We start from the raw sequence: 25,627 nt of genomic DNA, 5'->3' as shown, positions 1-25,627 counted from the left end.
CAATGGGGCTTTTTTATCATCAGCTATTATCTCAACTCATCAAAAAAAATCGTTATCTTCATTATATAACTATAAACGAAGACTTATGAACTTAACAGATTTAGTTACAGGTGGAGTAGGCTCTAAAGCGATAGAGACTATTTCAAAAATTACTGGTATCAGCGAATCCAAGGCAAAATGGATTGTAGCAGCGGCAGTTCCTTTGATGATTGCAGCATTGAATTACAATGCGAAAAACAAGGGGCAGGCGGAGAACATTGATAAGGCTATTGACCAGCATAGCAGTAGCGGGATTCTCGATAAAATTGGAGATCTATTTGGACAGGGAGGAGCGGAGCAAAATGTTTCTGAAGACGGTAATAAAATTGTCAACCATATGTTCGGCCAAAATACCGAAGTCGTGACACAGCATATAGCGGATAAAGCAGGCTTGAGTTCTTCTCAAGTGACGGGTGTACTGGCCACACTTGCTCCTATCGTAATGGGATATTTAGGGCAACAAAAGCAGGCTTCAAGCGGCGGTGGGATTGGTGATCTGATCGGCTCTGTGCTTGGTGGTGGAACACAACAAAATGCAGGTGGCGGTATGTTGGGTGGTATATTAGGCTCTTTTTTAGGCGGTAGCCAAGAAGAACAGGCGCAAGCAACTGAGCAGCCGGCATCGGGAGGTAGTGTTACCGACATGTTGGGTGGATTGGCAGGTAGTTTTTTTGATAAAAATAACGATGGGCAGGCAAAGGGCAATATTCTTGATTCAATCGCCGGTATGTTTGGCAAGTAAGCTGTGTTCGGTTATTATTTTTCTTGATAAAAAACTAGTATGGGATGAAGCTAAGATGGTGCAGATCCTAAACAGGAAGCGGTCGGAAGTTCTACACTTCCGACCGCTTCCTGTTTGTTCAATTTGTATTAATCTTCGGCCGATACTTTCGGTGGAAAATTTTTATGTTTTCTTTTGCTGATTTTGTCAATATTGACGGGTTGAGGTACCTTGACATAATATCCTGTTCCGTCATATTCACGTTTATTGGGATTTTCCTTACATGCTGGCGAACAGCATCCATCCATCTCCCAGCCGCACTCATCACATTGTGTGAAATGTTCATTACAAGTTGGGTTGGCGCAGTTGATCATTTTGGTGGTTTGCTTGCCACAGTTAAAACAAGTTGATACCACGGATGGGTTGACAGAATTTACATCGACAGTAACACGATTGTCAAAGACGTAGCATTGACCTTCAAAATCTTCACCACCTGCTTCCTTTCCGTATTTGATAATGCCGCCATGTAATTGATAAACATCCTCGAAGCCTTCTTTTAACAAGAGAGCAGATGCCTTCTCACATTTGATACCCCCTGTGCAGTACGTTAATATTTTTTTTCCTTTATATTGTTCGAGCTCTTTGATTTTCTCGGGGAACTCGCGGAAATTGTCAATATCGAGGGTAACAGCATTTTTAAAATGACCAACATTGTGCTCGTAATTTGAGCGTACATCCAATACAACCACATCCTCTTGGTCTTTCATGGCTAAGAAATCCTTCGGTTCAAGGTGCACACCGGTTTGACGGTTGGGGTCAATTTCTTTTGGATCTCTCAAACCAGAGTGAACAATTTCGGCTTTGTAGCGGCAATGCATTTTAATGAATGATGGTTCATCTACATCGTCAATTTTGAACTCTGTTTTATTGAAACGACCATCGGCATAAATGGCATCCATATAGCTTTTACAGGATTCTACAGTACCCGAAACAGTTCCATTAAGACCTTCATCAGCGACAATGATACGGCCGACTAAGTCCAGTGATTTACAAAATTCTAAATGATCTGATGCGAATTTTTCGGCATCCTCGATAGGGCTGTAACAATAGTACAGCAAAGTTTGATATTGTGTCATGATATTCATTGATACCGCTGCAAACGGCGTTTAATGCTAAAAATAAATTTAGTGCAAAGCTACGAAAAATAATAAGTGGAATAAAATGACCCTCGTCACCTTTTCTTCAAAGGTTCGAGGAGGTATTCCAAGCCATTCAGCTTTATTTCATAGAGTGTTGCTAACTGCTGGCCTAGTTTTCCCTTTGGAAAGCCTTTTTGGTTATACCACACGAGATAGGGCTCAGGAAGATTACATAAGGTGTATCCCTGGTATTTGCCAAATGGCATCTTGACTGTAACAAGTTCGGTTAAAATTTCAGGATTCAACATTAGTCTTGAGGTTTTCCATAATTGAGACGGTACCAAACTGCTTTTAGCGCAATGACGCCATGATTGAATAAATTGGGAATGGCTCCATAGTAGCGTTTGAATATCGCAAAACGCTCTTTCAAGGATTCCTGATGTCTTTGTTTTGACATCCCGCCCACAAGATACCGGGCAACATATTGCTGTGCATTGACCGTTTTTTTTGCCTTTTTGGCACAACGGATAACCCAGTCAATATCAGCGCATAATTTATAATTGAGATCGTATGGCTCGACGATTTCCCGCTTGATGTAGATCGCCTGATGACAGATATTCATGCCGTAGCGAAAGCTTTTCCAGTCGAAATGAGCCGGAACCTTGTGCCGCCGTTCACCAATAATATTCCTGTTGTCGTCCACGAGGATTGTTTCGCCGTAAAGAATATCTGCGTTATCGCTCAGTTTGGCGAGGTTCTCAATGCTATTCAGATCATAGATCTCGTCTCCAGAATTTAAAAAGAGAACATAATCGCCTGTTGCTAAGGCTAAACCCTTATTCATGGCATCATAGATACCCTTATCCTTTTCGGAGAGGATGACGGCGATTTTATCCTTGTATTTTTGGATGATCTCTAACGTTCCGTCGGTTGATTGTCCATCAATGACAATATACTCTATATGACCATAGCTCTGATTGACAACAGATTTCAGGGTGTGTTCTATGTCACGCACATTGTTGTAAACGACAGTTATAATCGAAAATTTAGGATGAGCAGACATGTTTTTTATGTATTGAATTTATTTATTTTCTTCTTCAGGAATCGGATGCCACGGTTGAATAAAGATCCTTTCCGATGGGCGTAGAAATACTTGATGGCTTCATAAGCTTGCTTGTTTTCTGAAATTTCCGTCGGAAAATACCGTATAGGACTTTCCGCTAGTGTAACCTGATACGTAGCTTCTGCAGCTGTATGTGTACCCGAACCATCGTTACCAATATTTTGCGTCATTGAATTCCTTGGATACAAAACTAAACCATTTTTTTTGAATACAGAAGCGTACCAGCGTATGGCCCAAGAGTTGATCTTTCCGGCTTTAAATTCTTGCACTTGTTTCCAAAAGTTTTCTTTTCCCTCGATACTGAATTGGTGTATTTGGTCGGCGGTAAAATCCGATACAAGTTCATCAATATTGGGATTGAAATGTTGCCAGGCGCGGTCCCAGGTTGCCCAGCCCCAACTATTGGCGACCCGAAAAAAGAAAGTCTCCGGCAGTTTATCTAAATCTTTTAACGGATAACCATAACCGCTAATCTCCATGACCCGATCTTGATCTTTATAGCGTTCCAGTGCCTGATTGAAATAGTCTAGTGCAAATACCGCAGTTTCCAGATCGTCTTCCAAAACAATAATCTTTCCATGGGCATTGACCACTTTTGTAACACCATCGATCACATTGGCTGCCAAACCCCAATTTTCTGTCCTTTCTACAACAATAACCTCTTTAAAGTTCCATTGCTTATTGATAATCTTTCGTACTTCAGTAATTGCCTGAACAGATTTTTCGTTTTTTGCAGCATCCGAATAGATGTATAGCGTGGTCTGGTCTGCTAATATATTATTTTCTAAAGCTGAGAGTGTTCTTATTGTGTGATCAGGACGATTGTACACAAAAAGTATGACTGGAGCAGTATTGTTCATTTATCAATAGATTTTGTTGAAGGCTTTTTTGTTGGTCACACGGGTACGGTAAACTGCTCCTGTTTTGCCCAGCAATCTAAAAGCAATGTTTAAGTAGCTTTTTGCTTCAAAAGCATGACCTTTAAAAAATGAAGACGCCATTTTCTTTAGACTTGCCAATATTGCCATGGAAAAAGCTTTTACAAAAGTATAATTGATATTGCAATATTCTGTCAAATGATAGACAAATTCGCTTTTCAGAAAGGCCTTTCGGTCTATTTTACGTTGTTGCCTATCGTGGTAGGCTTTGGCTCCTTCAGCGAGAATAATGCTTAATCCGTAGTACTTGATGCGGTTGGCATAATCTTTATCTTCTCCATAATGGAAAAAGATCGGTGCGAAACCACCGACTTTTCGGATCACCAGATTTGGGATAAACCAAAATGCAGCATTGACGAACGTGCAAATTCGATTAGAATTTTCGATGATGGCGTTTTTTGTATAGACAGCAAAACCATAGTCCAGTGTTGTTTCGGTTCCATCGTAATGAATAGGTGAGATAATTCCGATATTGTCTGCGTTGACTTTCACTAAGTTGGCAATACAGTCCCGATCCAGCCAGGCGTCCTGATTGACCAAAAATGCATAATCATACTTTTCTTTCAAAACAATATCAAGTCCAAGGTTGTTGGCCTTTCCAAAACCTAAATTTTCGGAACTTTCTATCAGTCTTATTGTTGGATACTTTTCTTTTATGATCTGTGTTGTGTTGTCTGACGAATTGTTGTCTACAACTAAAATATCTGTTGGGTAGCTTGAATCCAATAAGCTGGGTAAGCACTTGTGAATCCAAGGCTCAAAATTATAAGAGACGATTATGGTGAGAATCCTGGCCATCTATTTTTTTCGGATAACTGTTAGGAAATAGTGGTATAATTCCAACAAAATACTGGGTTTAAAGATTCTATTTACGATGATATAACTGCATACTGCAATTCCAATTGTACTTGCAAACCGAAGATAGAGGTTGGCGATGGCTGCGGTGGCATAATGTGCTGCTAAGCAGCTTATCGCTGCCAATAGAGCATAAGCAAAAATATCTGTTAGCAGATAACGAAATGAATAGTTCATATAAGGTTTGGCTGATATGTACCAAACGAATATCCAGAGGGCATTTAATGCCGAGGTCAATCCAATGAGCAGTTCTAGGCCTAATGATTTGCCGAAAAATAGGATGGCAATTTGGAGTAGGCCAAAAACAATGATATTCCGCATATAAACTTCAGGTTTCCCCTTGCTAATGATTAAGTTAGAGAAAACATTGCTTACAGAATCAAATGCGGCACCAATACAAAATATTTGAAGAAATATGGCGCTTTGCGCCCATTTGTCGGTGATCGCAATAGTAATAAAATCTTGTGCTACCGTGGTTAAACCCAATAACATTGGAAAGGCTAAAAAGGCTGTAAAGGAAATCAGTTTGCGAAAAACCCGAACTTGTCTATCCTTATCATCTTCTATTTCTTTTAAAATAGGCTGTGTCACATTATTGACCATATTAGTCAATATATTCTGGGCCATGATGCTCCAACGATTTGGATTCACGGTATACCCCAGTTCTTCAGCGGTATAATGCCGGCCTAAGATCGCTGCATATATATTTTTGTTGATATTGATAAAAATATTGGTGACCAGTATTTTGCTGCTAAATCCTAAAATGTCACGAATAGGTTTAAGATCGAACTGGAAAGTAGGCCTGAATTTGGAAAAATACCAGAATCCGAGCATATTGAAACCACTATAGGAGACAATTTGGATCGCATATGCCCAATAGGCATAGTCCTTATAGGCTAAATAAACGCCAACTATATTTGATGCGATCAGAGCAAAGGTGCCTGTGATGACCCTTTCTTTGATTTTTAAATTCCGGAAGAGGTAAGCATTGTGCGCAATACCAAAGCTACCTAACCAAAAGGATAAAAAGGTAAATCTGCTTAGTTCTACAAGTACTGGCTGATTATAGTATAAGGCGATAAGAGGAGCTGCAAAAAATAGAACGATATAAATAAATGTTCCAATCCCTACACTTGTCCAGAATACCGCATTATAATCTTTATGTTCGACTTCTTTTTTATTGACAATCCCATACACAAATCCACTTTCTTGGAAAGCAGAAGCGAGAACAGAAAAGATGGTGATCATAGCGACTAAACCATAGTCTTCTGCTGTTAGCTTACGGTTTAGAAGGATGCCGAAGCCGAAGCCCAAAAACTGCTGGATGATACTGGCCATACCACCCCATAGCAGTCCTTTTGTTGTTTTTGATTTTAAAGAGTCATTTTTCGTTTGCGATGACATGCTAAATTAAATGAGCGGCAATATTAAAGTATTGCAATTGTATTCGCAAATTCTTTTAGGGAAACATCAGTTGGATTGACATCGGTAATCAAATAGGAAATATCACGTAACGGAACTACTTTCATTTTTTGAACTGAATTAAGTTTTTCCGCAATGCTCAGAATAGCTACTTTTTTTGAGCATTTAATCATCGCACGTTTGATTTGCACCACTTCCCAGTCTGAATCGGTCACCCCATCTTCTACGGAAAGAGAATTTGTTCCCAACAAACAAAGATCGACTTTAAGATCGGCCAGTTCATTAGCGACTTGGGCTCCCGAAACAATGTTTGTATTGCGTGAAAGTTTTCCGCCAACTAAAATGACTTCAAGATTTGGCTTTTCGGCCAATTCTAGTGCAACTAATGGACTTATAGTAAAAAACGTACACTGCAGGTGATCGGGTATTGTTCTCGCTAATTCAATTAAGGTTGTCCCGCCTCCGACTAAAACAGTCATTCCATTGGAGATTAAAGTGCTTGCTTTCTTGGCAATTTCTTTCTTTGCCTCCTTGGCATATACGTTTCCATCCTGAAAAGGGAACTGAAATGATTTTGATAATGCTCCACCATAGACTTTTAGAACTTTACCATTCTCAGCAAGTTCGTTCAAGTCGCGTCTGATTGTATCTTCAGACACATTCAGCTGAACACTGAGGTCTGAGGATAAAACTTTATTATGTAGGTTGATCTGATGTATGATGAATGCTTGTCTTTCTTCCTTTAACATTGGTCTTTTGGTTTTTAATCGGAATTTTAAAATTAATTGAGAAATCAGTCTAAATGTAGTGAAAATTATTCTTCCTTTTTATCAATTTTTGTTATGCCAGCTTTGAACCTCGGTTTGAAGCCTGTAGGCTTGCTGGCAGCAGGTTCCTGTGTTTCTATGCTGTCGTTTTCAGGTTCAGCCTTTACGCTCGTATCTAACTTAATTTCGTCTTTCGTATCGGGCAGCTGTGTTTGTTCAGCAGTTTCTATTTTGGTTACTCCGGCTTTAAACCTCGGTTTGAAGCCTGTAGGCTTGCTGGCAGCAGGTTCCTGTGTTTCTGTGCTGTTGTTTTCAGGTTCAGCCTTTACGCTCGGATCTAACTTAATTTCTTCTTTGGTATCGGGCAGCTGTGTTTGTTCAGCAGTTTCTGTTTTGGTTACTCCGGCTTTGAACCTCGGTTTGAAACCCGTAGGTTTACTGGCAGCAGGTTCCTGTGTTTCTGTGCTGTTGTTTTCAGGTTCAGCCTTTATGCTCGCATCTAACTTAAGTTCGTCTTTCGTATCGGACAGCGGTGTCTGGTCAGCAGTTTCTGCTTTGGTTATTCCAGCTTTAAACCTTGGTTTGAATCCTGTAGGTTTTGGAGCCGATGTCGATGCTTCGTCGGTCGTTTCTTCGGATGCTGGAGTGCTTGCCGCTGCGTCAGGAGCTTTGGTTACTCCAGCTTTGAACCTCGGTTTGAAACCCGTTGGTTTTGGAGCCGCCGTCGTCGCTTCGTCGGTCGTTTCTTCGGATGCAGGAGTGCTTGCCGCTGCGTCAGGAGCTTTGGTAACTCCGGCCTTGAACCTCGGTTTGAAGCCTGTCGGTATTGAATCTGGAGTGGATTCCGCTGAATCAGCTATTTCCTGTTTGGATGTTGCTTGAGCTTCATCTTTTACAGCGGCAGAAGGAGCCTTGAATCGCGGTTTAAAGCCTGCTGGTTTTGCCGTAGGAATACTGGAGGTCTCGGATGATGCATCTGGGGTAACCTGCTTTTCAACAGGTTTTGCAATAACAGTTTCCTCCTCTGCTAAATGGAAACTTTTTCGAAGCTTGTTGAACCAAAACTTTTTGCTGTGGTCAAAACTCTTTTCTCCCATAGCAGAATAATGTGCTTTGAACTCTTCAAATAAAGGTTCATCTGCAGCTTTTAAAGCTTTTAAATCAATTTTCTTTTTTATGAAAAATTCTTCAAAAGTCATTCTGGTACGAGTTTGATTTAGTCTATTACAAATGTAGTAATTTTTCTGACGGGGCTAGGCGGTGCTTTAAATAAAAAAGAGCGACAAGCGCTCTTTTTTATAGTTTTATAGGTTCAATAGCTTAAGCCATATTATGGTAAACTGCTTGAACATCGTCATCTTCTTCGATTTTATCGATCATCTTCAATACATCAGCAGCTTGTTCTTCCGTAATATCTGAATGCGATAATGCGATACGTTCCAATTTTGCAGATGTTACTTCAATTCCCTTTTCTTCCAGTAATTTTTGCATATTACCAAAGTCTTCAAAGGAAGTTTGAACGACAGCAATATCATTGCCTTCTTCATCAGATTCTACGTACAATTCTTCTAAGCCTCCATCGATCAACTCTAATTCAAGCTCTTCTAGGTCCAGTTCATCTGTTGCAGCAAAACGGAAAATGGATTTACGATTGAAAATAAAATCCAATGATCCTGTTTTCCCCAGTGAACCACCTGCTTTTGTGAAATAGCTACGGATGTTTCCTACGGTGCGGTTGGTGTTATCTGTTGCAGTTTCAATTAATACAGGTACGCCATGAGGGCCGTAGCCTTCGTATACATATTCTTCGTAACCTTTTGAATCTTTTTCCGAAGCACGTTTGATTGCGGCTTCGATACGATCCTTTGGCATATTTACTGCCTTGGCATTGTGTATTGCTGTACGAAGTCTCGAGTTAGTTTCAGGGTGAGGGCCGCTTTCTTTAACCGCCATAGCGATTTCTTTACCTAAACGTGTAAATTGAACGGCCATTTTGGCCCAGCGTTTGAATTTCCGCTCTTTTCTGAATTCGAAAGCTCTTCCCATTGTTATATTTTGTTTTTAAGATTTTCAATCATGTCGACTGTCATCTTCTGGATGTCAAATTCCGGCGTCCAGTTCCAGTCTTTTCTTGCATAAGAATCGTCTAGACTAGCAGGCCATGAATCGGCAATCTGTTGTCTTGGATCGTTCTCGATGTAAGAGATTGCAAAATTAGGAAGAATTTTTTTAATTTCTTGCGCAAGTTCTTTTGGAGTAAACGTAATTCCACCAAGGTTATAGCTGTGGCGAATGCTTAGGCTTTCTTTGGGTGCATCCATTAATTCGAGTGTACCACGGATGGCATCCTCCATATAGAGCATTGGTAAGGCCGTGTTTTCAGATAAGAAGCAGGCGTAAGTCCCGGTTTTCAATGCTTCATAAAAAATATCGACTGCATAATCCGTTGTACCACCCCCTGGTTCTGTTTTCCAAGAAATGATACCTGGATAACGGACACTGCGAATATCCAGACCACGGTGTTCTTGATACCATTCTATAAGGCGCTCACCTGCAAGCTTGCTGATGCCATAAATTGTGTTCGGATCCATTACGCAATATTGTTCGGTATTTGTTTTCGGAGAATGCGGTCCAAAAACAGCAATCGAGCTTGGCCAAAATATCTTTGAAACTTTATAGCTCACGGCTAGATCAAGCACATTCAACAGACCATTCATGTTCAATTCCCAAGCCTTCTCAGGGTATTTTTCACCTGTAGCTGAAAGCATGGCAGCTAATAGATATACTTGAGTAGGTTTATATTGTTGAAATAATGTCTCGAGTCCATTTTTGTCAAGGACATTAGCGATTTCGAAATTTTCGTCAGGGCTTTTAATCTGTGGTTCTCTAATGTCAGTGGTTACAACATTCTCTGCACCAAATTTTTTGCGCAAGGCGATAGCTAATTCTGTGCCGATCTGGCCATTTGCACCAATGATAATAATGCTTTCTTTCATTTGTAAGTTTTATTTTATGAAGCTCCTGCTTTCACTATAATGAGTGTTTATGCTCAAAAATATAAATGAATCGCTTCGCTCGTTTCTTCCTATCGATATGATAGGATCTAGCCTGACATAATTTACGTTTCATCATGTAATGAAAAATGAAATTTCAACCATGGCGGTTTATGATGCAAATATAAAGGCTTTTCAGTATCTATCAACTTTGTGGTCTTTTAGGAAGTCGGGAAAAAATGTTAATTTTTAGACTCTTGGGACTGTTTTTATGAGATTTTAAACTGTTTCAATCGTTTGTTCTTTTTTTTTGAATAAGCGGTGAAAATTTTTATTTTTTTTGAATTGCTTTAATTCTAATTTTATAGCATGAATCAAAGAACTTAACGATTCCATTTTAGCAATTTAGGCGGGAAAATGCTAAATGTTGTGACATTTTTAGCTAAGCGCTTAATATTTTGTTATTTTAATAGTGGAATTGGGGAATATTTTTTAAATTTGAAGAATTCATTCTTCGAGAATCAACTAAAAACAAAATCAAATAACAATTTTAATATACACAATTTAAACACAGACAAAAATGAAAGTGGCAGTAGTCGGCGCAACAGGCCTTGTAGGTACTGAGATGCTAACCGTGTTGGCGGCGCGAAATTTCCCAGTAACAGAATTAATTCCAGTAGCTTCAGAGCGTAGTAAGGGTAAGGAAATTGAATTCAAGGGAAAGAAGTATAAGGTGGTTACACCATCTGAGGCTATTGCTTTGAAACCTGATGTTGCGTTATTTTCTGCTGGCGGTGATACCTCGAAAGAATTTGCCCCTCAATTTGCAGAAGCTGGAATTACAGTGATCGACAATTCTTCAGCATGGCGTATGGATCCATCGAAAAAGTTGGTTGTTCCAGAAGTAAATGGTGATGTGTTAGCTGCTGAAGATAAAATTATTGCAAACCCGAATTGTTCAACTATACAAATGGTGGTGGCTTTAAAGCCATTACATGATAAATATAAAATCAAACGTGTTGTCGTTTCTACCTACCAATCTGTAACAGGTACAGGTGTTAAGGCCGTTAACCAATTGATGGATGAACGTGCCGGAAAAGATGGTGAAAAAGCTTATCCTTATCAGATTGATCTGAACGTGATTCCGCATATTGATGTTTTCCAAGAAAATGGATACACCAAAGAGGAGATGAAGATGATTTTGGAAACAAATAAAATCATGCGTGATGATTCTATTAAAGTAACTGCAACGACAGTGCGTATTCCTGTTATGGGAGGACACTCTGAATCATTGAATATCGAATTTGAAAATGACTTTGATTTGAATGATGTACGTGCAGCTTTAGCCGCGCAAAGTGGCTGTATTGTTGTTGACGATCCTGCGTCACTACAATATCCAATGCCAAAGGATGCACACGGTAGAGATGAGGTTTTTGTAGGACGCATCCGTCGTGATGAATCTCAGCCAAATACGCTGAACATGTGGGTAGTAGCGGATAACTTACGTAAGGGGGCTGCAACAAATGCAGTTCAGGTAGCGGAGTTATTGGCTGAAAAAGGATTGATCTAACTCAAGTAGATTCCATAATAAATATTGAGCCCCCATGAATTCGTTCATGGGGGCTCTTTTTGTTCCATCAGCAAATCACAATTTAGATACTTATGATTTGGTCCTTGATGTCGGGGCTATAAATTATGGTGTCAATGTTGTGGGGTGGATCGAAAATTCAATCTTGTCATTCAACGGAGCATAGCTTTCTTTGCTTTGCTCTTCCAGTCGATCTGGAAATAGAATGCCGAAAAGATGATCCGTTTCGTGCTGAAAAATAACAGCAGTAAAACCCTCGATATTTTCTTCGATAACTTTACCTTCTTTATTGATGTATTGCAGGCGGATCGCATAACTCCGTAATACATCTTCTTTACGGTTGGGGATAGAAAGACAGCCTTCTGCACCTTTGCGCTTCAGTTTGGAGCGCCATAGAATTTTAGGATTTACATAGAATTCAAATGGCTGATCCGGTTTGTCAAATCGCTGTACCCAGATTAAATTTTTATTGATGCCGATCTGTGGCGCTGCGATGCCTACACCGGGGTGATTGGGATCACGTACAGTCGCGAACATTCTTTTGGAAAGAGACTCAATCAATGGGTCGTTGTATTTGACATCACTGCTTGTCGCTTTTAAAACTCTCAGATCTTTATCGTCTGTTGTTTGCAATACGCGAAGAATTGCATTTTCATCTCCTGATAAAATGATTTTCTTGTCGGCAGCACTGAACTCCTGTCCTGCGTTAAGATTGACTGGTCTTTCATTCTTTGACTTATGAAATGCTTTTTCTCCGGCCATAATTTTTGTTTCTAAATTGTTCTCGACTGGGGGTACTGGGCAACGGTACCCGTTGCTATAGGCACAGTATGGGTTGTAGGCTTTGTTAAAGTCTATCTTAACATCGTTTCCTTTAATGTCGTCTGTGGATAAATCAATATACCGGCCCCCACTGTAGCTTTCCTGACCATTTGTTAAATCTAAAAATGGTAAAAATAAATGTTTTTTGTATGCAGGATTTTGAAATAATGCAACACTTTGGTAGACATTCAACGTATGTTCTTTTCCATGAAGCGTAAATGTTATGATAGCATAACGTTTGTATTCGTTGCTTGTGCCGTCGTAGGTCGGCATCCGGAATACCGGTTCATCAAACAGCACCTCAATTTTGGCGTTGACTTTATAGCTGGCGTCTACAGGAAAGTAATCCAAAAAAGCTACTTGATCTGGCTTTAAGGGGCCATATTGTTCTTTCGCCAATTCAGCGGCTTTTTCTTCACGAAGAGCGGTAATGTTTTGCTCGTATTTACTTTGAGCATGCGTATTCAAGCATAAGGCCAAAAGGAAACTGGCAATGAGTGTTTTTTTCATTTGTTTACATATTTATTTGCCCGATTTCACACAGTCAAATGCCCTGTTGCTTTTGCTGTTATTTTGATCCGTTTACTTATAGGGTAAGTCGGTAGACCCGCTATGATCGGATTGAATTCGGTGATCTATTGCCCCAAAAAGCAAGTTAGTTTGCTTTTGTTAAATAGTCTATCAAAGTTATAGTTTTTTTTGATTAAAAAGTCAGAATTAAAAGATCAAAAATGAAAAGGGCATGTATTGAAAAGAAGTGTCCAATTGAAATATTACATCTTCCTGTGTAATACTCAGGACTACTTTGTATTTTTGTGAAAAATATATATCCATGAGATTGATGGCCTTTGATTACGGTACAAAACGAATAGGGGTTGCGGTGACCGATCCAATGCAAATTATTGCTACAGCATTGACGACGGTACACCCGCAGGATATCTGGACATACTTAGCCGATTATTTACAGACAGAACAGGTGGAAACTTTTGTTGTAGGCAAGCCACGGCAACTGGATGGGACCGACTCTGAATCCGCACAGCATGTTGTCGGGTTTATTCGAAAACTGAAAAAGACTTATCCCACAATTGCTGTCGCTGAAATAGACGAGCGTTTTACTTCTAAAATGGCTTCTGCAGCGATCGCACAAAGTGGCAAAAAAAAGAAGGATCGTCAACAAAAAGGGCTGATTGACACGGTGTCTGCAACGATTATTTTGCAAAGCTACATGGATAGCCGTAATTTTTAGATACACAGCGACTAATACGTCAAAATAAGAATGAATAAAAAATAGAAGGATGAAGAGCATATTATTTTTTACCGAGGATACGGATTTCAAATTAAAAGAAAAGGGAAAGATTCGTCAATGGATTGCTGATGCCATCAAAGGCGAAGGATTTAAGCGTGTGGGCGAATTGAGCTTTATCCTTTGCTCGGATGCTTACTTGCTTGAAATCAATAAGCAATATTTAAATCACGACACCTATACTGATATCGTTACTTTTGATTCTTCCGAATATGAGGACACCATCGCCGGCGATATTTTTATCAGTGTGGAACGTATTCAGGAGAATGCCGAAAAATTTAAGGTTGATGTGCGAGACGAGCTTCATCGGGTGATCATTCATGGTGTAATGCATCTGTGCGGCTATCCGGATAAAAAGCCGGCAGATAAAGCCAAGATGACCGCCAAGGAGGATGAGTATCTCGGTAAAAGAAACTTTTAATATACTCCTTCGTGCATTCATTAGGACCCACAGTTCGGTGAACCGACTGAAGATTCTATTTTACTCGAGAGAAGGAAGCAATACATAAAAAAAGCGCTTTACAATTTGTAAAACGCTTTTTTTATGTTGTTTCTAACGACTAGAATCTTTCAAATTGAGAGAAGAAGAAGTTTCCTTCAATAGCAGCATTCTCATCTGAATCCGATCCATGTATAGCGTTTGCATCAATAGATTTAGCATATTTGTTACGGATTGTACCTTCAGCTGCATCAGCAGGATTAGTCGCGCCGATCAATGTGCGGAAATCCTCAACAGCATTATCTTTTTCCAGGATTGCAGCAACGATAGGACCTGAAGTCATAAAGTTTACCAACTCACCATAGAAAGGACGCTCTTTGTGTACTGCATAGAATGCACCTGCTGTCTCTTGAGAAAGTTGGATGTATTTCATTGCAATGATTTTAAAACCACCAGCAATGATATCGTTCAAGATTGCACCGATGTGACCGTTCGCTACTGCGTCAGGTTTGATCATCGTAAAAGTTCTGTTAGTTGCCATTATTTTAATTTTTTTGCAAAATTAGATAAATTGCTTTTCATATGCAATATCATTACGCCTCAATATAGACACAATTATTGATAAGCCGACTAGCTGATGTCACCCTTATCGCTAAATTATTGGTTTTTGTTCCCGGATTTGTGCCTCTACTGAAATAGATGTTTCCTTTTGTTCCCAGCCCAATGTTTTTCTCTGTATGTAACAAAACTTTGTATCTGGCCGTTTATAGAAAAGTAAAAAAACAATTGATCTAAGTTCAATACGAATATGTAACTTTGTGTTATTATGGCATTAAATCTAACAGTAGACATCGATAAAGATTCAGGCTTTTGCTTTGGAGTGGTATACGCTATTGATATGGCAGAGGAAATTTTGGAGGAAGAGGGTTATCTTTATTGTTTGGGAGATATCGTTCATAATGACGAAGAAGTTGCCCGATTGAAAGCAAAAGGCTTACGCATTATCGATCATGCCGCCCTGCCGACCTTGAGCAATGAAAAGGTATTGATCCGTGCTCATGGTGAAGCCCCCGAGACTTATCGTGTTGCTTTGGAAAATAACATTACCTTGATAGATGCCTCTTGTCCTGTAGTGCTCAAACTACAGAACCGTATAAAAACGTCGTTCGATCAAGAGGAGAAAATTTTAATCTTTGGGAAGCACGGGCATGCTGAAGTGATCGGCTTGCAGGGGCAGACAAATAATGAAGCCTTAGTTTTTCAGGATATTTCCGAATTGGATCAAGTCGAATTGCCCGCCTCATTTACCTTATACAGCCAGACAACAAAAAGCGTGGATAAATTTTATGCCATCAAAGACGAACTGATCAGGCGAGGGTATGAAGTGAAAGCTAATGATACCATTTGTCGACAAGTTTCCAATCGATACGAAGATCTTGGCGCTTTCGCCAGACAATATGATAAGATCGTTTTTGTCTCAGGTAAGAAATCCTCCAATGGAAAGGTGCTGTTTGAAGTTTGTCAGAATGCCAATCCCGCTAGTTATTTTATTTCTGATCCTGCTGAATTAGATGCATCAGTCTTTGCTGAAAATGACCGTATTGGTATCTGTGGTGCCACTTCAACGCCAATGTGGTTGATGAAAGATGTAAAAGCAAGTTTAGAAGCATTATAAGCACAATTACCCGTCACAGATATTTCATAATTCCGCGGTTTAGATCCGGAGTGCATTCTTTTTTGCGTAGCTTTGTAAGCTATGAGCAATAAAGGCAAAAAAGGTATTCTTTTAGTACAATTGGGTACACCTGATAGTCCCACTACTCCAGATGTAAAGAGATATTTAACGGAGTTCCTAATGGATCCGCGAGTTATTGATATTCCTTATTTTCAACGCACCTTATTGGTCAAGGGAATCATTGCACGTACACGTGCGCCCAAATCGGCAAAAGTATACGAAACGATTTGGGATAAAGAAACGGGATCACCTTTGATGCACTACAGTATTTTGCAACGCAATCTGCTTCAAGAAGCGTTGGGTGAAGAATACCATGTGGAATTAGCGATGCGTTACCAAAACCCATCGATTGAGGCTGCATTGAAAAATATGGAGGGTCTATTTTTGGAGTCCATTCGTGTCATTCCTTTATTTCCACAGTACGCTTCAGCAACATCGGGTTCGGTCATCGATCGTGTCATGGAGCTTATTCGCAAATGGAATTATCTGCCAGAAATCAGTTTCGTAAGCAATTTCTGTACGGACGACTTAATGGCAGAAACTTATGCGGATCATGCCCGTAGGCACGATTTGGAAAGTTTTGACCATTTTGTCTTTAGTTATCACGGCCTTCCTGTGCGGCAGCTTGGAAAAGTAGATCCGACAGGTCAGCTTAAATGCCCCGAATCAGGCTGTGATTCTTGTAAAATGACAGTCAATTCATATTGCTATCTTTCGCAATGTTATGCGACAACACGGACGATAGCTGCCAAGCTCGGGTTGAAAAAAGAACAATATTCGCTCTGCTTTCAATCCCGTTTGGGTAAAGAACCCTGGATACAGCCCTATACCTCCGATTTACTGCATGATCTTGCCGCTAAGGGTTATAAGAAGTTATTAATTTTTAGTCCTGCTTTTGTGGCGGATTGTATCGAGACCATTGATGAAATTGGCGTGGAATATGCTAATGAATTTAAACATTTAGGGGGGGAGGAAGTGTGTTTGGTAGAGAGTCTTAATGATGATCCCAAATGGATCGAATCTTTAAAACAATTGGCGCTTAATGCCAAAAACTAAAATCGATAAAAGATGTTGTTAGTAAACGCGTGTGTATTACTCATATTGGATTTTTATATTTTCTTTGCGCTCCGTGCAACGAAGATTAAATTTCCCAAAACAAAAGTATTTTCCATTCTCTGGTGGTCTTATTCTGTTTTACTGCTATTGGGCGTTTTTATCTCAGCACAATATAGTATTCCTTTAATCGTACGGTCGGTTATTTTAGTCGCCTTTTTTCTGACAGCGGCGTCAAAGATATTTTTCTTTTTGATTTTGTTGATTGATGATATCCGACGTGGGGGTGTATGGTTGAAGCGTCTGTTCGCAAAAAAGAGATCTGTTGAGGATTTAGTCGACGATGCCGGAGACCCTTTACCAGAGAATCCAGTGAAAGGGATTAGCCGATCCGAATTTTTGACCAAAGCTGGTATTCTAGTTGGTGCCTCACCCTTGATACCCTTGAGCTGGGGAATTATTTCAGGAGCCTACGACTATCGTGTAAGGAGAGTCCCCTTGTATTTGCCAAATTTGCCCAAAGCATTCCATGGAATGACCATTGCGCAGATTTCAGATGTGCACTCAGGATCTTTCTATAATAAAAAGGCTGTCAGCGGTGGTATTGATATGCTTTTAAAGGAAAAAGCGGATGTGACATTTTTTACCGGTGATATCGTGAATGCCCAAGCTTCTGAAATGCGTGGTTATCAAGATATTTTTGCGCGTGTGAAATCTGATTTAGGTGTGTTTTCTACATTAGGTAACCACGATTATGGTGACTATTATTATGGTAAAGAAGATTCTCCTGCAAAGCGTAAGAACCTCCAGGATGTTATCGATGTGCATAAAATCATGGGCTGGGATCTTTTAATGGATGAAAATCGTAAGATTAAGGTCGACGGTGAAGAGCTTTGTATTGTCGGGGTCCAGAATTGGGGGACAGGTCGTTTTCCGAAACATGGTGATATCAAAAAAGCATTAATGGGTACCGAAGAGCAACCTGTTAAGTTGCTGTTATCGCACGATCCGTCGCATTGGCGGGCTCAGGTATTGGATACCGACGTGGATGTGATGTTTGCCGGACATACACATGGTATGCAATTTGGTGTAAGGTCCGAGATGTTGCAATGGAGTCCGGTACAATATATCTATAAGGAATGGGCAGGGCTTTATCGTGCGCAACAGAACAAACGATTATATGTTAATGTCGGCTATGGCTTTTTGGGTTATCCAGGACGTGTTGGAATTCTGCCTGAAATTACCATATTCGAATTGCTAAAAGCGCAGGACCCAAAGTTTAAAGCCTAAAAAATCCCCTTTGACTTTTGAGTTAATATAGCTATAATTGTGTATTCTGTACACCAGTTATACATAACATGCAATCAACTTTAAACTTTGGGGACTCTCCCCACACACGTGTTAATATTCTTACCGGGGAAAAAGTACTTGTGTCTCCGCATCGTAGTAAAAGACCATGGCAAGGGCAAGTAGAAGATCTTCCCCGGGATAATAGACCGGAATATGATCCCCAATGCTATTTGTGTCCGACAAATAAACGAGCAGATGGTGATATCAATCCAGATTATAAAGAAAGTTTTGTCTTTGTGAACGATTTCTCAGCTTTATTAAAAGATACAAGCCAGCAGGAATTTAATGAAGATGAATTATTTATCGCCGAAACCGAAAAAGGAATCTGTAAAGTAATTGCATTCACCCCGCGGCACGATCTTACACTACCCGAAATGGATCAGGCTGCAATCAAATCGGTGGTCGATCTTTGGCAAAAAGAGTTTGTCGAACTTTCGAAGGTTGACTGGATCAAATACATTCAGATTTTCGAAAATAAAGGTGCGATTATGGGCTGTAGTAATCCGCATCCCCACGGGCAGATCTGGTCACAAAATCATTTGCCTGTAGAAATCCAGAAAGAATGCGTTCAGCAACAGCACTATTTCAATAAATATCAACGTACCATCCTGTCAGATTATGTTAAAGCGGAGTTGAGAAAAGAAGAGCGCATTATTGACGAAAATGATTCTTTTGTTTCGCTAGTCCCTTTCTGGGCCGCCTGGCCTTACGAAACGATGATTGTGAGCAAACGATCTATCCAAAACATTGCCGGCTTTGACGAGAAGGAAAAGTCGGATTTTGCCGCTATCCTCAAGTTGCTGACGACGCGTTATGACAATCTCTTCAAAACATCCTTCCCTTATTCTGCAGGAATGCATCAGTCCCCAGTAAATGACGGTGACCACCCGGAATGGCACTGGCATATGCACTTCTATCCACCACTGTTACGTTCTGCTACCGTTAAAAAGTTTATGGTTGGTTATGAAATGCTAGCGAATCCACAACGTGATATCACACCGGAGGTTGCCGCAGAACAGTTGCGAAATTGTTCGACAGTACATTATAAAGCTAAATAAGATGATAACAAAAGATACAATTGTAAATAAATTTAAAGAACTCTATCAAGAAGAACCTCTTGTCGTTACTTCACCCGGCCGGATTAATATCATTGGAGAACATACGGATTATAACGATGGATTTGTATTGCCTGCTGCAATTGACAAAGCAATATATGTTGCTGTAAGCAAGCGATCGGATGATAACATTGTGCTTTACGCGGAAGACTACAAGGAACGTCATGAGGTCAAGCTAGCGGCTATTGCTATTTCTGAGAAACATTGGCCAAACTATATTTTGGGGGTTGTTGACCAGTACCTGAAACGTGGTGCAACACTAGGTGGCTTCAACCTGTATATTGATGGTGATGTGCCACTGGGTGCTGGATTATCGTCTTCAGCAGCCGTTGAATGTGCCGTTACCTTAGCACTCAGCGAACTGTTCGATTTGCAGGTCGAACGACTCGATATTCCACAGATTGCTCAAAAGGCCGAACATACGTATGCTGGTGTGATGTGTGGTATCATGGATCAGTTTGCTTCAGCCTTTGGTAAAGAAAAAAATGTCATCAAACTGGATTGCCGCACCTTGGGTTTCGCGTATGTTCCACTTGATCTTAAGGGTTATGAAGTTGTATTATTGAATACAAACGTAAAGCATTCATTAGCTTCCACAGCTTACAATACACGTCGTGAACAATGTGAACAAGCTTCTGCATGGGTGCAGGAGAAGTACCCCGCTGTAAAGAACTTGCGCGATGTAACCATAGCGATGCTTGATGAATTGGTGAAAGATAAAGATGCCGATATCTATGCGAAAGCAAGCTTTGTGGTTCGTGAGAATGAACGCGTAGAGAAATCCTGTGATGCACTACGCTCGGGAGATGTTGTTCAGCTTGGACAGTATATTTTTCAGAGCCATGAGGGATTAAGTAAAGTGTATCAAGTCAGTTGTCCGGAACTGGATTATCTAGTGGATTACGTCAAGCAGTTTCCTGAGGTGATCGGTGCCCGAATGATGGGTGGCGGTTTCGGTGGATGTACAATCAATATCGTAAAAGAAGGCGTACTACCTTCAATTTTGCCAACACTTGAAAAAGAATACAAAGAGAAATTTGATAAAGAACTTTCGGTCATTCAGGTCAGGATTGCCGATGGTACCCGCGTACTTTAATAAAAAATAGGTGTGCAGTAAGGGGAATAACATTCACGTGCTATTCCCCTTCTTTTTTTTGCCTTTTTTGATAAGGACCTACCACATAAGTCCTAGTCAAGCTGATTCAATGCCTGTTTTAAGTCGGCGATGAGATCATCGGCATGTTCGATACCAACAGAGATACGCAACATCCCTAGCGTGATTCCCGAAGCTTCTTTCTGTTCCTTCGTATGGTGACCTCCCCACATACTCGCAGGGTGTACAATAAGCGATTCGACACCCCCCAAACTGGCCGCGTTAATAAATATGTGCAGTCCATTGATGAGTTTCTGTGCATTTAAAAATGCATCCTCTTCATCTTTACCATTGATATCGATGCAAATCATACCCGAAAATCCACTCATTTGTTGGGCTGCGAGCTCATGTTGTGGATGATTGGGTAATCCAGGATAACTGACTTTTTTGATTTTTGGATGTTGATCCAGAAACTCTGCCAGCTTCAGCGCATTGGTATTGATCTGTTCGACGCGTAGACTTAATGTTTTTAACCCCCGTAATAATAACCAGGAATCAAGCGGTGCGAGTGATGCGCCCAAAGCGACGGATCGTTTCCATACGCTGGCGATATAGTCCTGCGTACCGCAGACGATACCAGCAGTGAGGTCACTATGTCCACCTAAGTATTTCGTGGCACTGTGGACAACGACGTCTATTCCAAAATCTGTCGGTGTTTGATTGATAGGGGAGGCAAATGTGTTATCGACCATGCTCTGAATCCCATGTTGTTTGGCGAGTTTCCCGATCGCTTTTAGGTCTGTGATATGGAGATTAGGGTTCGATGGAGTCTCTATATAAATCAGCTTGGTATTTGCCTGAATAGCTTCGCCAAACGCTGAAACATCGGTCTGGTCTACGGCGGTAACCGTGATGCCATAATCTGTTAAGAACTCTTTAAAGAAAATAGCTGTTCCGGAATAATGTGCATGTTGGGCGACAATGTGATCCCCCGATTTAACGATGGCCAATATGGCTGTACTGATCGCTGCCATACCTGTTGCAAAGACCAGTGCATCCTCCGTTTTTTCCAATTTTGCTAGGATGGAGGCTACTTGGCTATTCGTCGGGTTGCCATGACGATGATAAAAATAAGGGTGTTTCGGTTCGGTCGCAGCTTTGATGTATTCCGTTGGATCAGGATCCGCAATGTAAGTGGATGTCTGATAGATTGGCGTAGTTACTGCAGATGTCTGGTTGAATTGCTGTCCTTCATGGACGAGTATCGTTTCGGTATTGGTAGCCATGCTAATAATGTTGATTGATGCTTGTATTACCTTAAGAGTCTATAATTCGATCTTGTCGAATCTTTGATCGTAAGGAACCCTTCGCTCGTTTGAAAGCATTGTTGGTGCTAATAGCGCGAAGACGGTTTATCTTGTATCTCAAATATAAATAAAATCTACTCAATATGTAGATTTTATTTATATCGGGTGCATCAATATGGCTTACAACATTAATACGTCTTACAACATTTCTTTCAGCAGGCTCAACGCATACCCAATGGTATTCACATTGTTTAACGCTAAACGAAGCTGGCCTTTGACTTCTTTGAGGTTGCTGATCTCGGGATGGCTTTGTACAAAGGACAGCACACGGCCGAATTGATCTGATTCAAAGTAGCTGGATTTGGGGTTGTTGACAAAATAACCTTTCAATGTATGCTTTTTATACGCTATTTTTTCAAACCCGATCGTCTTCCCAAACCACTGTAAACGGAGTGTATTGAATAATTCAAAGACTTCGCGTGGGATAGGGCCAAAGCGATCTTCAAGTTCTTTTTCAAAGGCTGCCAATTGCTGCTCGTTTTCCAATTTGGAGAGTTCAGTATACAGATTATACCGTTCTGTAATATTGGTTACATATTCATCAGGGATCAATACCTCAAGGTCTGTGTCAATCTGCGTAAAGGACACATATTTTCGTTCTTTCTCATCCGCGAATACTGCCGAAAACTCGTCCTCTTTTAGCTCCTGAATAGCTTCGTCTAAGATTTTATGATACATTTCGAAACCGATCTCGGCAATAAAGCCCGATTGCTCGCCTCCCAAGAGATTTCCCGAGCCACGTATATCTAAATCGCGCATGGCAACATTAAATCCAGAGCCCAGTTCCGAAAACTCTTCTATTGCAGAAAGTCGTTTATAGGCTTCCGGTGTTAAGGTCGACAATGGCGGACTCAGTAGATAACAAAAAGCTTTCTTATTGGAGCGGCCCACCCGACCCCGCATTTGGTGCAGGTCGCTCAGGCCAAACATATGGGCGTGATTGATAATGATCGTATTCGCATTTGGGATATCAAGACCCGCTTCAATAATCGTTGTTGCAATTAAGACATCAAAATCGTGATTGATAAACTTAAGCATCACATCCTCGAGCTCATCACCCTCCAGTTGGCCGTGTGCAACACCGACCCGTGCTCCGGGAACCAGCTTGCGAATCAAATTGCCCAGCTGCGGTAGATCTGCAACACGATTGTGGATAAAGAATACCTGCCCGCCACGATCAAGTTCGTAACTGACGGCCTCTCCGATTAGTGTTTCATTGAAAACATGGAGTTCGGTCTGTACGGGCTGCCGGTTGGGTGGTGGAGTCGAGATGATACTTAGATCGCGGGCCCCCATCAATGAAAAGTGCAATGTTCTTGGAATTGGCGTTGCTGTCAATGTTAGCGAGTCTACATTCGCACGCATGACTTTCAATTTTTCCTTGACCGAGACCCCAAACTTTTGTTCCTCATCGATAATCATCAGGCCGAGATCTTTGAATTTGACATCTTTGCTAACAAGGCGGTGTGTACCAATGATAATGTCTATTTTTCCTTCAGCGAGCCTGGCTAAGGTATCTTTGATCTGTTTGCTTGTCTTGAAACGGTTGATATAGTCGATCGTGCACGGAAGACCCTTTAGACGCTCCGAAAATGTCCGGTAGTGCTGTAATGCCAGGATAGTCGTCGGTACCAGGACAGCAACTTGTTTACTGTCTGCTACAGCTTTGAAGGCTGCACGGATGGCAACCTCCGTTTTTCCGAAGCCTACATCCCCACAGATCAATCGGTCCATCGGATGTGGCGATTCCATATCTTTTTTCACATCGGCAGTAGCCTTTTCTTGATCGGGTGTATCTTCATAAATAAAGGAGGCCTCCAGCTCATTCTGTAGGTAGCTATCCGGTGAGAACGCATTTCCATGCTGTGCCTTTCGTTTGGCATAAAGCATGATCAAGTCGCGCGCAATATCCTTGACTTTTTTCTTGGTCGTCTTCTTGAGTTTGTCCCAGGCGTCGGTACCCAATTTATTCATTTTGGGAACAGTTCCCTCCTTACCGGAATATTTGGAAATACGGTTTAAAGAGTTGATGTTCACATACAAAAGATCATTGTCCGCATAGATCAAGCGGATCATTTCCTGAGACTTACCGTTGACATCTACTTTCTCCAAACCTCCGTAGCGGCCGACACCATGGTCAATGTGTGTAATGAAATCGCCCGGTTTAAGATCTCGTAGATCTTTGAGCGTAATTGCCTGTGAGCGCTCGTAAGCCTTCTTACGTTTATATTTATAATAACGGTCAAATATCTGGTGATCCGTGTAACAGGCTAACTTTAAACTGTCGTCTCTAAAACCTTCGCGTAACGCTTTATGAATCGGAATGAAGGTGGCTGATTTATCGAGATCTTCCAGAATCGTATAGATGCGTTCGACCTGTTTGGTCGAATCTGAAAAGATCAGATTCTGAATCCGCTGGCTCTCATTCTCTTTGAAATTATGGATTAAGAGATTAAAATCTTTATTGAATGAAGGTTGGGGATGTATATCGAACTTGAACGTGGCTTCAGCTTTATAAAAGAACTGTTTGCCGAATTCGATGATGGGAAACTCAAAAAATAACGCATTGAGGTTTTTCTCGTCTGTAAATTCATAGGCTGGATTATGCCATTCCGGATTATCCTTTTTCTGCTTATCGGTTAACCCCGCCCATAATTTTTCCGCTTTCTTTAACCCATCTTTCACAATATCTAACGTAAATTGAGCGTCTTTGATCCAGATTGTAGCGTCCTGATCTACATATTCCAATAAAGAAATGTGTTGGGATGTCAGGAATTTCGCTTGAACATTTGGTACAATGGTTACTTTGTGGATTTTTTTGACAGACAGCTGGGATTCAATGTCAAATGTACGTATGCTTTCGATGTCATCGCCAAAGAATTCAATACGGTATGGGAGGTCATTCGAAAAAGAAAAGATATCTACAATGCCACCGCGTATCGCAAATTGTCCTGGTTCATACACAAAGTCGACACGTTCGAAATCATATTCGATCAAAAATTCGTTGATGAAATCAATACTTAGCGCCGTGTTTTCTGTTATTTCTAAGGTGTTTTTATCCAGGTCGTTGCGGTTGATCACTTTCTCCGCGATAGCCTCTGGATAAGTAACAACCATTTTCGGTAATTCCGACGTATGATTGAGCGAACTTAATGTCTCCGCACGTTGCAATACATTGGCGGAGTCCGTTTGCGTAAAATCAAATGCTTTGCGGTAAGACGAAGGGAAAAAAAGAACCTGCTTATCCAACAGGCTTTCCAGGTCACTTAAAAAATAAGAAGCGTCTTCATGAGTCGGTAAGATAAAGACCATTGGACGTTCCTGTAAGTTGTAAGAAGATACGGCTATGAATGCATCCGAAGAACCAATAAGCCCTTTCAACTGAATCTTGGGGTTTTTGGATTGTAAAGCCTTGGTAAGCGACTGAACAGTTTCGCTTTGGCTGTATTTTTCTAATATTTCTTGAATTCCCACGAGCAAAAATTTCGAATAAGTGCGAATTTAACGAAATAGTATCAAGTATCGGGTATGAAGTACTAAATTTTTTGGTAAAAAAATAGCTGACTTGCTCGTTAAGAAGGAGATGACTTTGTGAAGCTCAAAAGCTATAATAGATGAATCTGTGCAGGGGCTTATTTCGCGAGGTAAAAAGTATAGGCAAAAGCGAGCAACACCAATAAGGTGGCCAGGTAAATTAATTTATATTGCTCATAAGCTGTAACATGAAAGGATCCAATTTTAACGCGGTTTTTGCTATTTCTCATA

Annotated in this window: 24 protein-coding genes; 9 read left to right on the top strand and 15 right to left on the bottom strand. The window is 40.7% G+C overall.

Annotation, left to right across the window (positions count from 1 at the left end):
• Nucleotides 1-85 precede the first annotated feature (85 nt).
• Nucleotides 86-781 carry a DUF937 domain-containing protein gene (locus B3600_RS09515; protein WP_286752789.1) on the top strand — a complete coding sequence of 232 codons (696 nt, stop codon included), beginning with the start codon at nucleotides 86-88 and terminating at the stop codon, nucleotides 779-781.
• Between the two features lie 128 nt (nucleotides 782-909).
• Here the strand turns inward: B3600_RS09515 and B3600_RS09510 are convergent, their stop codons facing one another.
• From B3600_RS09510 to B3600_RS09465, 10 genes are all read right to left on the bottom strand, one after another.
• Nucleotides 910-1,896, bottom strand: coding sequence for a rhodanese-related sulfurtransferase (locus B3600_RS09510; protein WP_046673166.1), 987 nt, complete (start codon nucleotides 1,894-1,896; stop codon nucleotides 910-912).
• 95 nt (nucleotides 1,897-1,991) lie between these two features.
• Complete coding sequence (locus tag B3600_RS09505; RefSeq protein WP_046673143.1) at nucleotides 1,992-2,207, bottom strand: DUF3820 family protein; 216 nt, start codon at nucleotides 2,205-2,207, stop codon at nucleotides 1,992-1,994.
• A complete protein-coding gene (locus tag B3600_RS09500) occupies nucleotides 2,207-2,962 on the bottom strand; it encodes a glycosyltransferase family 2 protein (RefSeq protein WP_286752788.1) in 756 nt (251 codons plus the stop codon). Before B3600_RS09500 ends, B3600_RS09505 begins: the two co-directional genes overlap by 1 nt.
• A gap of 5 nt (nucleotides 2,963-2,967) precedes the next feature.
• Complete coding sequence (locus B3600_RS09495) at nucleotides 2,968-3,882, bottom strand: glycosyltransferase (RefSeq protein WP_286752787.1); 915 nt, start codon at nucleotides 3,880-3,882, stop codon at nucleotides 2,968-2,970.
• 3 nt (nucleotides 3,883-3,885) lie between these two features.
• Nucleotides 3,886-4,758: a glycosyltransferase family 2 protein gene (locus B3600_RS09490; protein ID WP_286752786.1), complete on the bottom strand. Its 873-nt coding sequence runs from the start codon at nucleotides 4,756-4,758 to the stop codon at nucleotides 3,886-3,888.
• On the bottom strand, nucleotides 4,759-6,219 hold the full coding sequence (locus tag B3600_RS09485; protein WP_286752785.1) for a lipopolysaccharide biosynthesis protein: 1,461 nt from the start codon (nucleotides 6,217-6,219) through the stop codon (nucleotides 4,759-4,761).
• 23 nt (nucleotides 6,220-6,242) lie between these two features.
• Complete coding sequence (locus B3600_RS09480) at nucleotides 6,243-6,986, bottom strand: DeoR/GlpR family DNA-binding transcription regulator (RefSeq protein WP_046673148.1); 744 nt, start codon at nucleotides 6,984-6,986, stop codon at nucleotides 6,243-6,245.
• Nucleotides 6,987-7,051: 65 nt separating this feature from the next.
• Nucleotides 7,052-8,203: a hypothetical protein gene (locus B3600_RS09475; protein WP_286752784.1), complete on the bottom strand. Its 1,152-nt coding sequence runs from the start codon at nucleotides 8,201-8,203 to the stop codon at nucleotides 7,052-7,054.
• 121 nt (nucleotides 8,204-8,324) lie between these two features.
• On the bottom strand, nucleotides 8,325-9,050 hold the full coding sequence (locus tag B3600_RS09470; RefSeq protein WP_046671585.1) for a YebC/PmpR family DNA-binding transcriptional regulator: 726 nt from the start codon (nucleotides 9,048-9,050) through the stop codon (nucleotides 8,325-8,327).
• Between the two features lie 2 nt (nucleotides 9,051-9,052).
• On the bottom strand, nucleotides 9,053-10,000 hold the full coding sequence (locus tag B3600_RS09465) for an NAD-dependent epimerase/dehydratase family protein (protein ID WP_046671586.1): 948 nt from the start codon (nucleotides 9,998-10,000) through the stop codon (nucleotides 9,053-9,055).
• Nucleotides 10,001-10,577: 577 nt separating this feature from the next.
• On the opposite strand from B3600_RS09465, the gene B3600_RS09460 reads away from it, so the two are divergent.
• Nucleotides 10,578-11,567, top strand: coding sequence for an aspartate-semialdehyde dehydrogenase (locus B3600_RS09460; RefSeq protein ID WP_286752783.1), 990 nt, complete (start codon nucleotides 10,578-10,580; stop codon nucleotides 11,565-11,567).
• A gap of 123 nt (nucleotides 11,568-11,690) precedes the next feature.
• Here B3600_RS09460 and def read toward each other — a convergent pair whose 3' ends face one another.
• On the bottom strand, nucleotides 11,691-12,917 hold the full coding sequence (def, locus tag B3600_RS09455; protein ID WP_286752782.1) for a peptide deformylase: 1,227 nt from the start codon (nucleotides 12,915-12,917) through the stop codon (nucleotides 11,691-11,693).
• A gap of 322 nt (nucleotides 12,918-13,239) precedes the next feature.
• Here def and ruvX point away from each other — a divergent pair, with 322 nt between their 5' ends.
• Both ruvX and ybeY read left to right on the top strand, forming a co-directional pair.
• On the top strand, nucleotides 13,240-13,653 hold the full coding sequence (ruvX, locus tag B3600_RS09450; RefSeq protein ID WP_070561409.1) for a Holliday junction resolvase RuvX: 414 nt from the start codon (nucleotides 13,240-13,242) through the stop codon (nucleotides 13,651-13,653).
• Nucleotides 13,654-13,702: 49 nt separating this feature from the next.
• The gene (gene ybeY / locus B3600_RS09445) at nucleotides 13,703-14,131 is read left to right on the top strand and encodes an rRNA maturation RNase YbeY (protein ID WP_070561407.1); all 429 of its coding nucleotides are present in this window, start codon (nucleotides 13,703-13,705) and stop codon (nucleotides 14,129-14,131) included.
• Between the two features lie 139 nt (nucleotides 14,132-14,270).
• Here the strand turns inward: ybeY and B3600_RS09440 are convergent, their stop codons facing one another.
• Nucleotides 14,271-14,690 (bottom strand): nucleoside-diphosphate kinase, encoded by a 420-nt coding sequence (locus B3600_RS09440; protein WP_046672716.1) that lies wholly within the window; start codon nucleotides 14,688-14,690, stop codon nucleotides 14,271-14,273.
• A 285-nt stretch (nucleotides 14,691-14,975) separates the two neighbouring features.
• Here B3600_RS09440 and B3600_RS09435 point away from each other — a divergent pair, with 285 nt between their 5' ends.
• From B3600_RS09435 to galK, 5 genes are all read left to right on the top strand, one after another.
• Nucleotides 14,976-15,824: a 4-hydroxy-3-methylbut-2-enyl diphosphate reductase gene (locus tag B3600_RS09435; protein WP_070561403.1), complete on the top strand. Its 849-nt coding sequence runs from the start codon at nucleotides 14,976-14,978 to the stop codon at nucleotides 15,822-15,824.
• Between the two features lie 81 nt (nucleotides 15,825-15,905).
• Nucleotides 15,906-16,940: a ferrochelatase gene (hemH, locus tag B3600_RS09430; protein ID WP_070561401.1), complete on the top strand. Its 1,035-nt coding sequence runs from the start codon at nucleotides 15,906-15,908 to the stop codon at nucleotides 16,938-16,940.
• Between the two features lie 12 nt (nucleotides 16,941-16,952).
• On the top strand, nucleotides 16,953-18,227 hold the full coding sequence (locus B3600_RS09425) for a metallophosphoesterase (RefSeq protein ID WP_070561399.1): 1,275 nt from the start codon (nucleotides 16,953-16,955) through the stop codon (nucleotides 18,225-18,227).
• Between the two features lie 68 nt (nucleotides 18,228-18,295).
• The gene (locus B3600_RS09420) at nucleotides 18,296-19,345 is read left to right on the top strand and encodes a UDP-glucose--hexose-1-phosphate uridylyltransferase (protein WP_286752781.1); all 1,050 of its coding nucleotides are present in this window, start codon (nucleotides 18,296-18,298) and stop codon (nucleotides 19,343-19,345) included.
• A gap of 1 nt (nucleotide 19,346) precedes the next feature.
• Nucleotides 19,347-20,498 (top strand): galactokinase, encoded by a 1,152-nt coding sequence (galK, locus tag B3600_RS09415; RefSeq protein WP_286752780.1) that lies wholly within the window; start codon nucleotides 19,347-19,349, stop codon nucleotides 20,496-20,498.
• A gap of 92 nt (nucleotides 20,499-20,590) precedes the next feature.
• Here galK and B3600_RS09410 read toward each other — a convergent pair whose 3' ends face one another.
• The 3 genes from B3600_RS09410 to B3600_RS09400 all read right to left on the bottom strand — a co-directional run bounded on the left by B3600_RS09410 (nucleotide 20,591) and on the right by B3600_RS09400 (nucleotide 25,626).
• Nucleotides 20,591-21,781, bottom strand: a complete 1,191-nt coding sequence (locus tag B3600_RS09410) for a trans-sulfuration enzyme family protein (RefSeq protein ID WP_286752779.1) — start codon at nucleotides 21,779-21,781, stop codon at nucleotides 20,591-20,593.
• 219 nt (nucleotides 21,782-22,000) lie between these two features.
• Nucleotides 22,001-25,336, bottom strand: a complete 3,336-nt coding sequence (gene mfd / locus B3600_RS09405) for a transcription-repair coupling factor (protein WP_115046397.1) — start codon at nucleotides 25,334-25,336, stop codon at nucleotides 22,001-22,003.
• 158 nt (nucleotides 25,337-25,494) lie between these two features.
• Complete coding sequence (locus B3600_RS09400; protein WP_286752778.1) at nucleotides 25,495-25,626, bottom strand: hypothetical protein; 132 nt, start codon at nucleotides 25,624-25,626, stop codon at nucleotides 25,495-25,497.
• Nucleotide 25,627 lies beyond the last annotated feature (1 nt).

This window comes from Sphingobacterium sp. UBA2480 (assembly GCF_002341965.1).
Classification (GTDB): Bacteria; Bacteroidota; Bacteroidia; order Sphingobacteriales; family Sphingobacteriaceae; genus Sphingobacterium; species Sphingobacterium multivorum.
The sequence above is the reverse complement of the archived record's forward strand: the minus strand, read 5'-3'. Positions and strand labels throughout refer to the sequence as shown.

Coding starts and splice junctions, on each gene's coding strand:
- B3600_RS09490 (WP_286752786.1), bottom strand. CDS start 4,758: ATGGCCAGGATTCTCACCATAATCGTCTCTTATAATTTTGAGCCTTGG.
- B3600_RS09465 (WP_046671586.1), bottom strand. CDS start 10,000: ATGAAAGAAAGCATTATTATCATTGGTGCAAATGGCCAGATCGGCACA.
- ruvX (WP_070561409.1), top strand. CDS start 13,240: ATGAGATTGATGGCCTTTGATTACGGTACAAAACGAATAGGGGTTGCG.
- B3600_RS09425 (WP_070561399.1), top strand. CDS start 16,953: ATGTTGTTAGTAAACGCGTGTGTATTACTCATATTGGATTTTTATATT.
- B3600_RS09495 (WP_286752787.1), bottom strand. CDS start 3,882: ATGAACAATACTGCTCCAGTCATACTTTTTGTGTACAATCGTCCTGAT.
- B3600_RS09510 (WP_046673166.1), bottom strand. CDS start 1,896: ATGACACAATATCAAACTTTGCTGTACTATTGTTACAGCCCTATCGAG.
- B3600_RS09505 (WP_046673143.1), bottom strand. CDS start 2,207: ATGTTGAATCCTGAAATTTTAACCGAACTTGTTACAGTCAAGATGCCA.
- B3600_RS09500 (WP_286752788.1), bottom strand. CDS start 2,962: ATGTCTGCTCATCCTAAATTTTCGATTATAACTGTCGTTTACAACAAT.
- hemH (WP_070561401.1), top strand. CDS start 15,906: ATGAGCAATAAAGGCAAAAAAGGTATTCTTTTAGTACAATTGGGTACA.
- B3600_RS09410 (WP_286752779.1), bottom strand. CDS start 21,781: ATGGCTACCAATACCGAAACGATACTCGTCCATGAAGGACAGCAATTC.
- B3600_RS09470 (WP_046671585.1), bottom strand. CDS start 9,050: ATGGGAAGAGCTTTCGAATTCAGAAAAGAGCGGAAATTCAAACGCTGG.
- B3600_RS09475 (WP_286752784.1), bottom strand. CDS start 8,203: ATGACTTTTGAAGAATTTTTCATAAAAAAGAAAATTGATTTAAAAGCT.
- def (WP_286752782.1), bottom strand. CDS start 12,917: ATGAAAAAAACACTCATTGCCAGTTTCCTTTTGGCCTTATGCTTGAAT.
- B3600_RS09515 (WP_286752789.1), top strand. CDS start 86: ATGAACTTAACAGATTTAGTTACAGGTGGAGTAGGCTCTAAAGCGATA.
- ybeY (WP_070561407.1), top strand. CDS start 13,703: ATGAAGAGCATATTATTTTTTACCGAGGATACGGATTTCAAATTAAAA.
- B3600_RS09480 (WP_046673148.1), bottom strand. CDS start 6,986: ATGTTAAAGGAAGAAAGACAAGCATTCATCATACATCAGATCAACCTA.
- galK (WP_286752780.1), top strand. CDS start 19,347: ATGATAACAAAAGATACAATTGTAAATAAATTTAAAGAACTCTATCAA.
- B3600_RS09460 (WP_286752783.1), top strand. CDS start 10,578: ATGAAAGTGGCAGTAGTCGGCGCAACAGGCCTTGTAGGTACTGAGATG.
- B3600_RS09485 (WP_286752785.1), bottom strand. CDS start 6,219: ATGTCATCGCAAACGAAAAATGACTCTTTAAAATCAAAAACAACAAAA.
- B3600_RS09440 (WP_046672716.1), bottom strand. CDS start 14,690: ATGGCAACTAACAGAACTTTTACGATGATCAAACCTGACGCAGTAGCG.
- B3600_RS09420 (WP_286752781.1), top strand. CDS start 18,296: ATGCAATCAACTTTAAACTTTGGGGACTCTCCCCACACACGTGTTAAT.
- B3600_RS09400 (WP_286752778.1), bottom strand. CDS start 25,626: ATGAGAAATAGCAAAAACCGCGTTAAAATTGGATCCTTTCATGTTACA.
- B3600_RS09435 (WP_070561403.1), top strand. CDS start 14,976: ATGGCATTAAATCTAACAGTAGACATCGATAAAGATTCAGGCTTTTGC.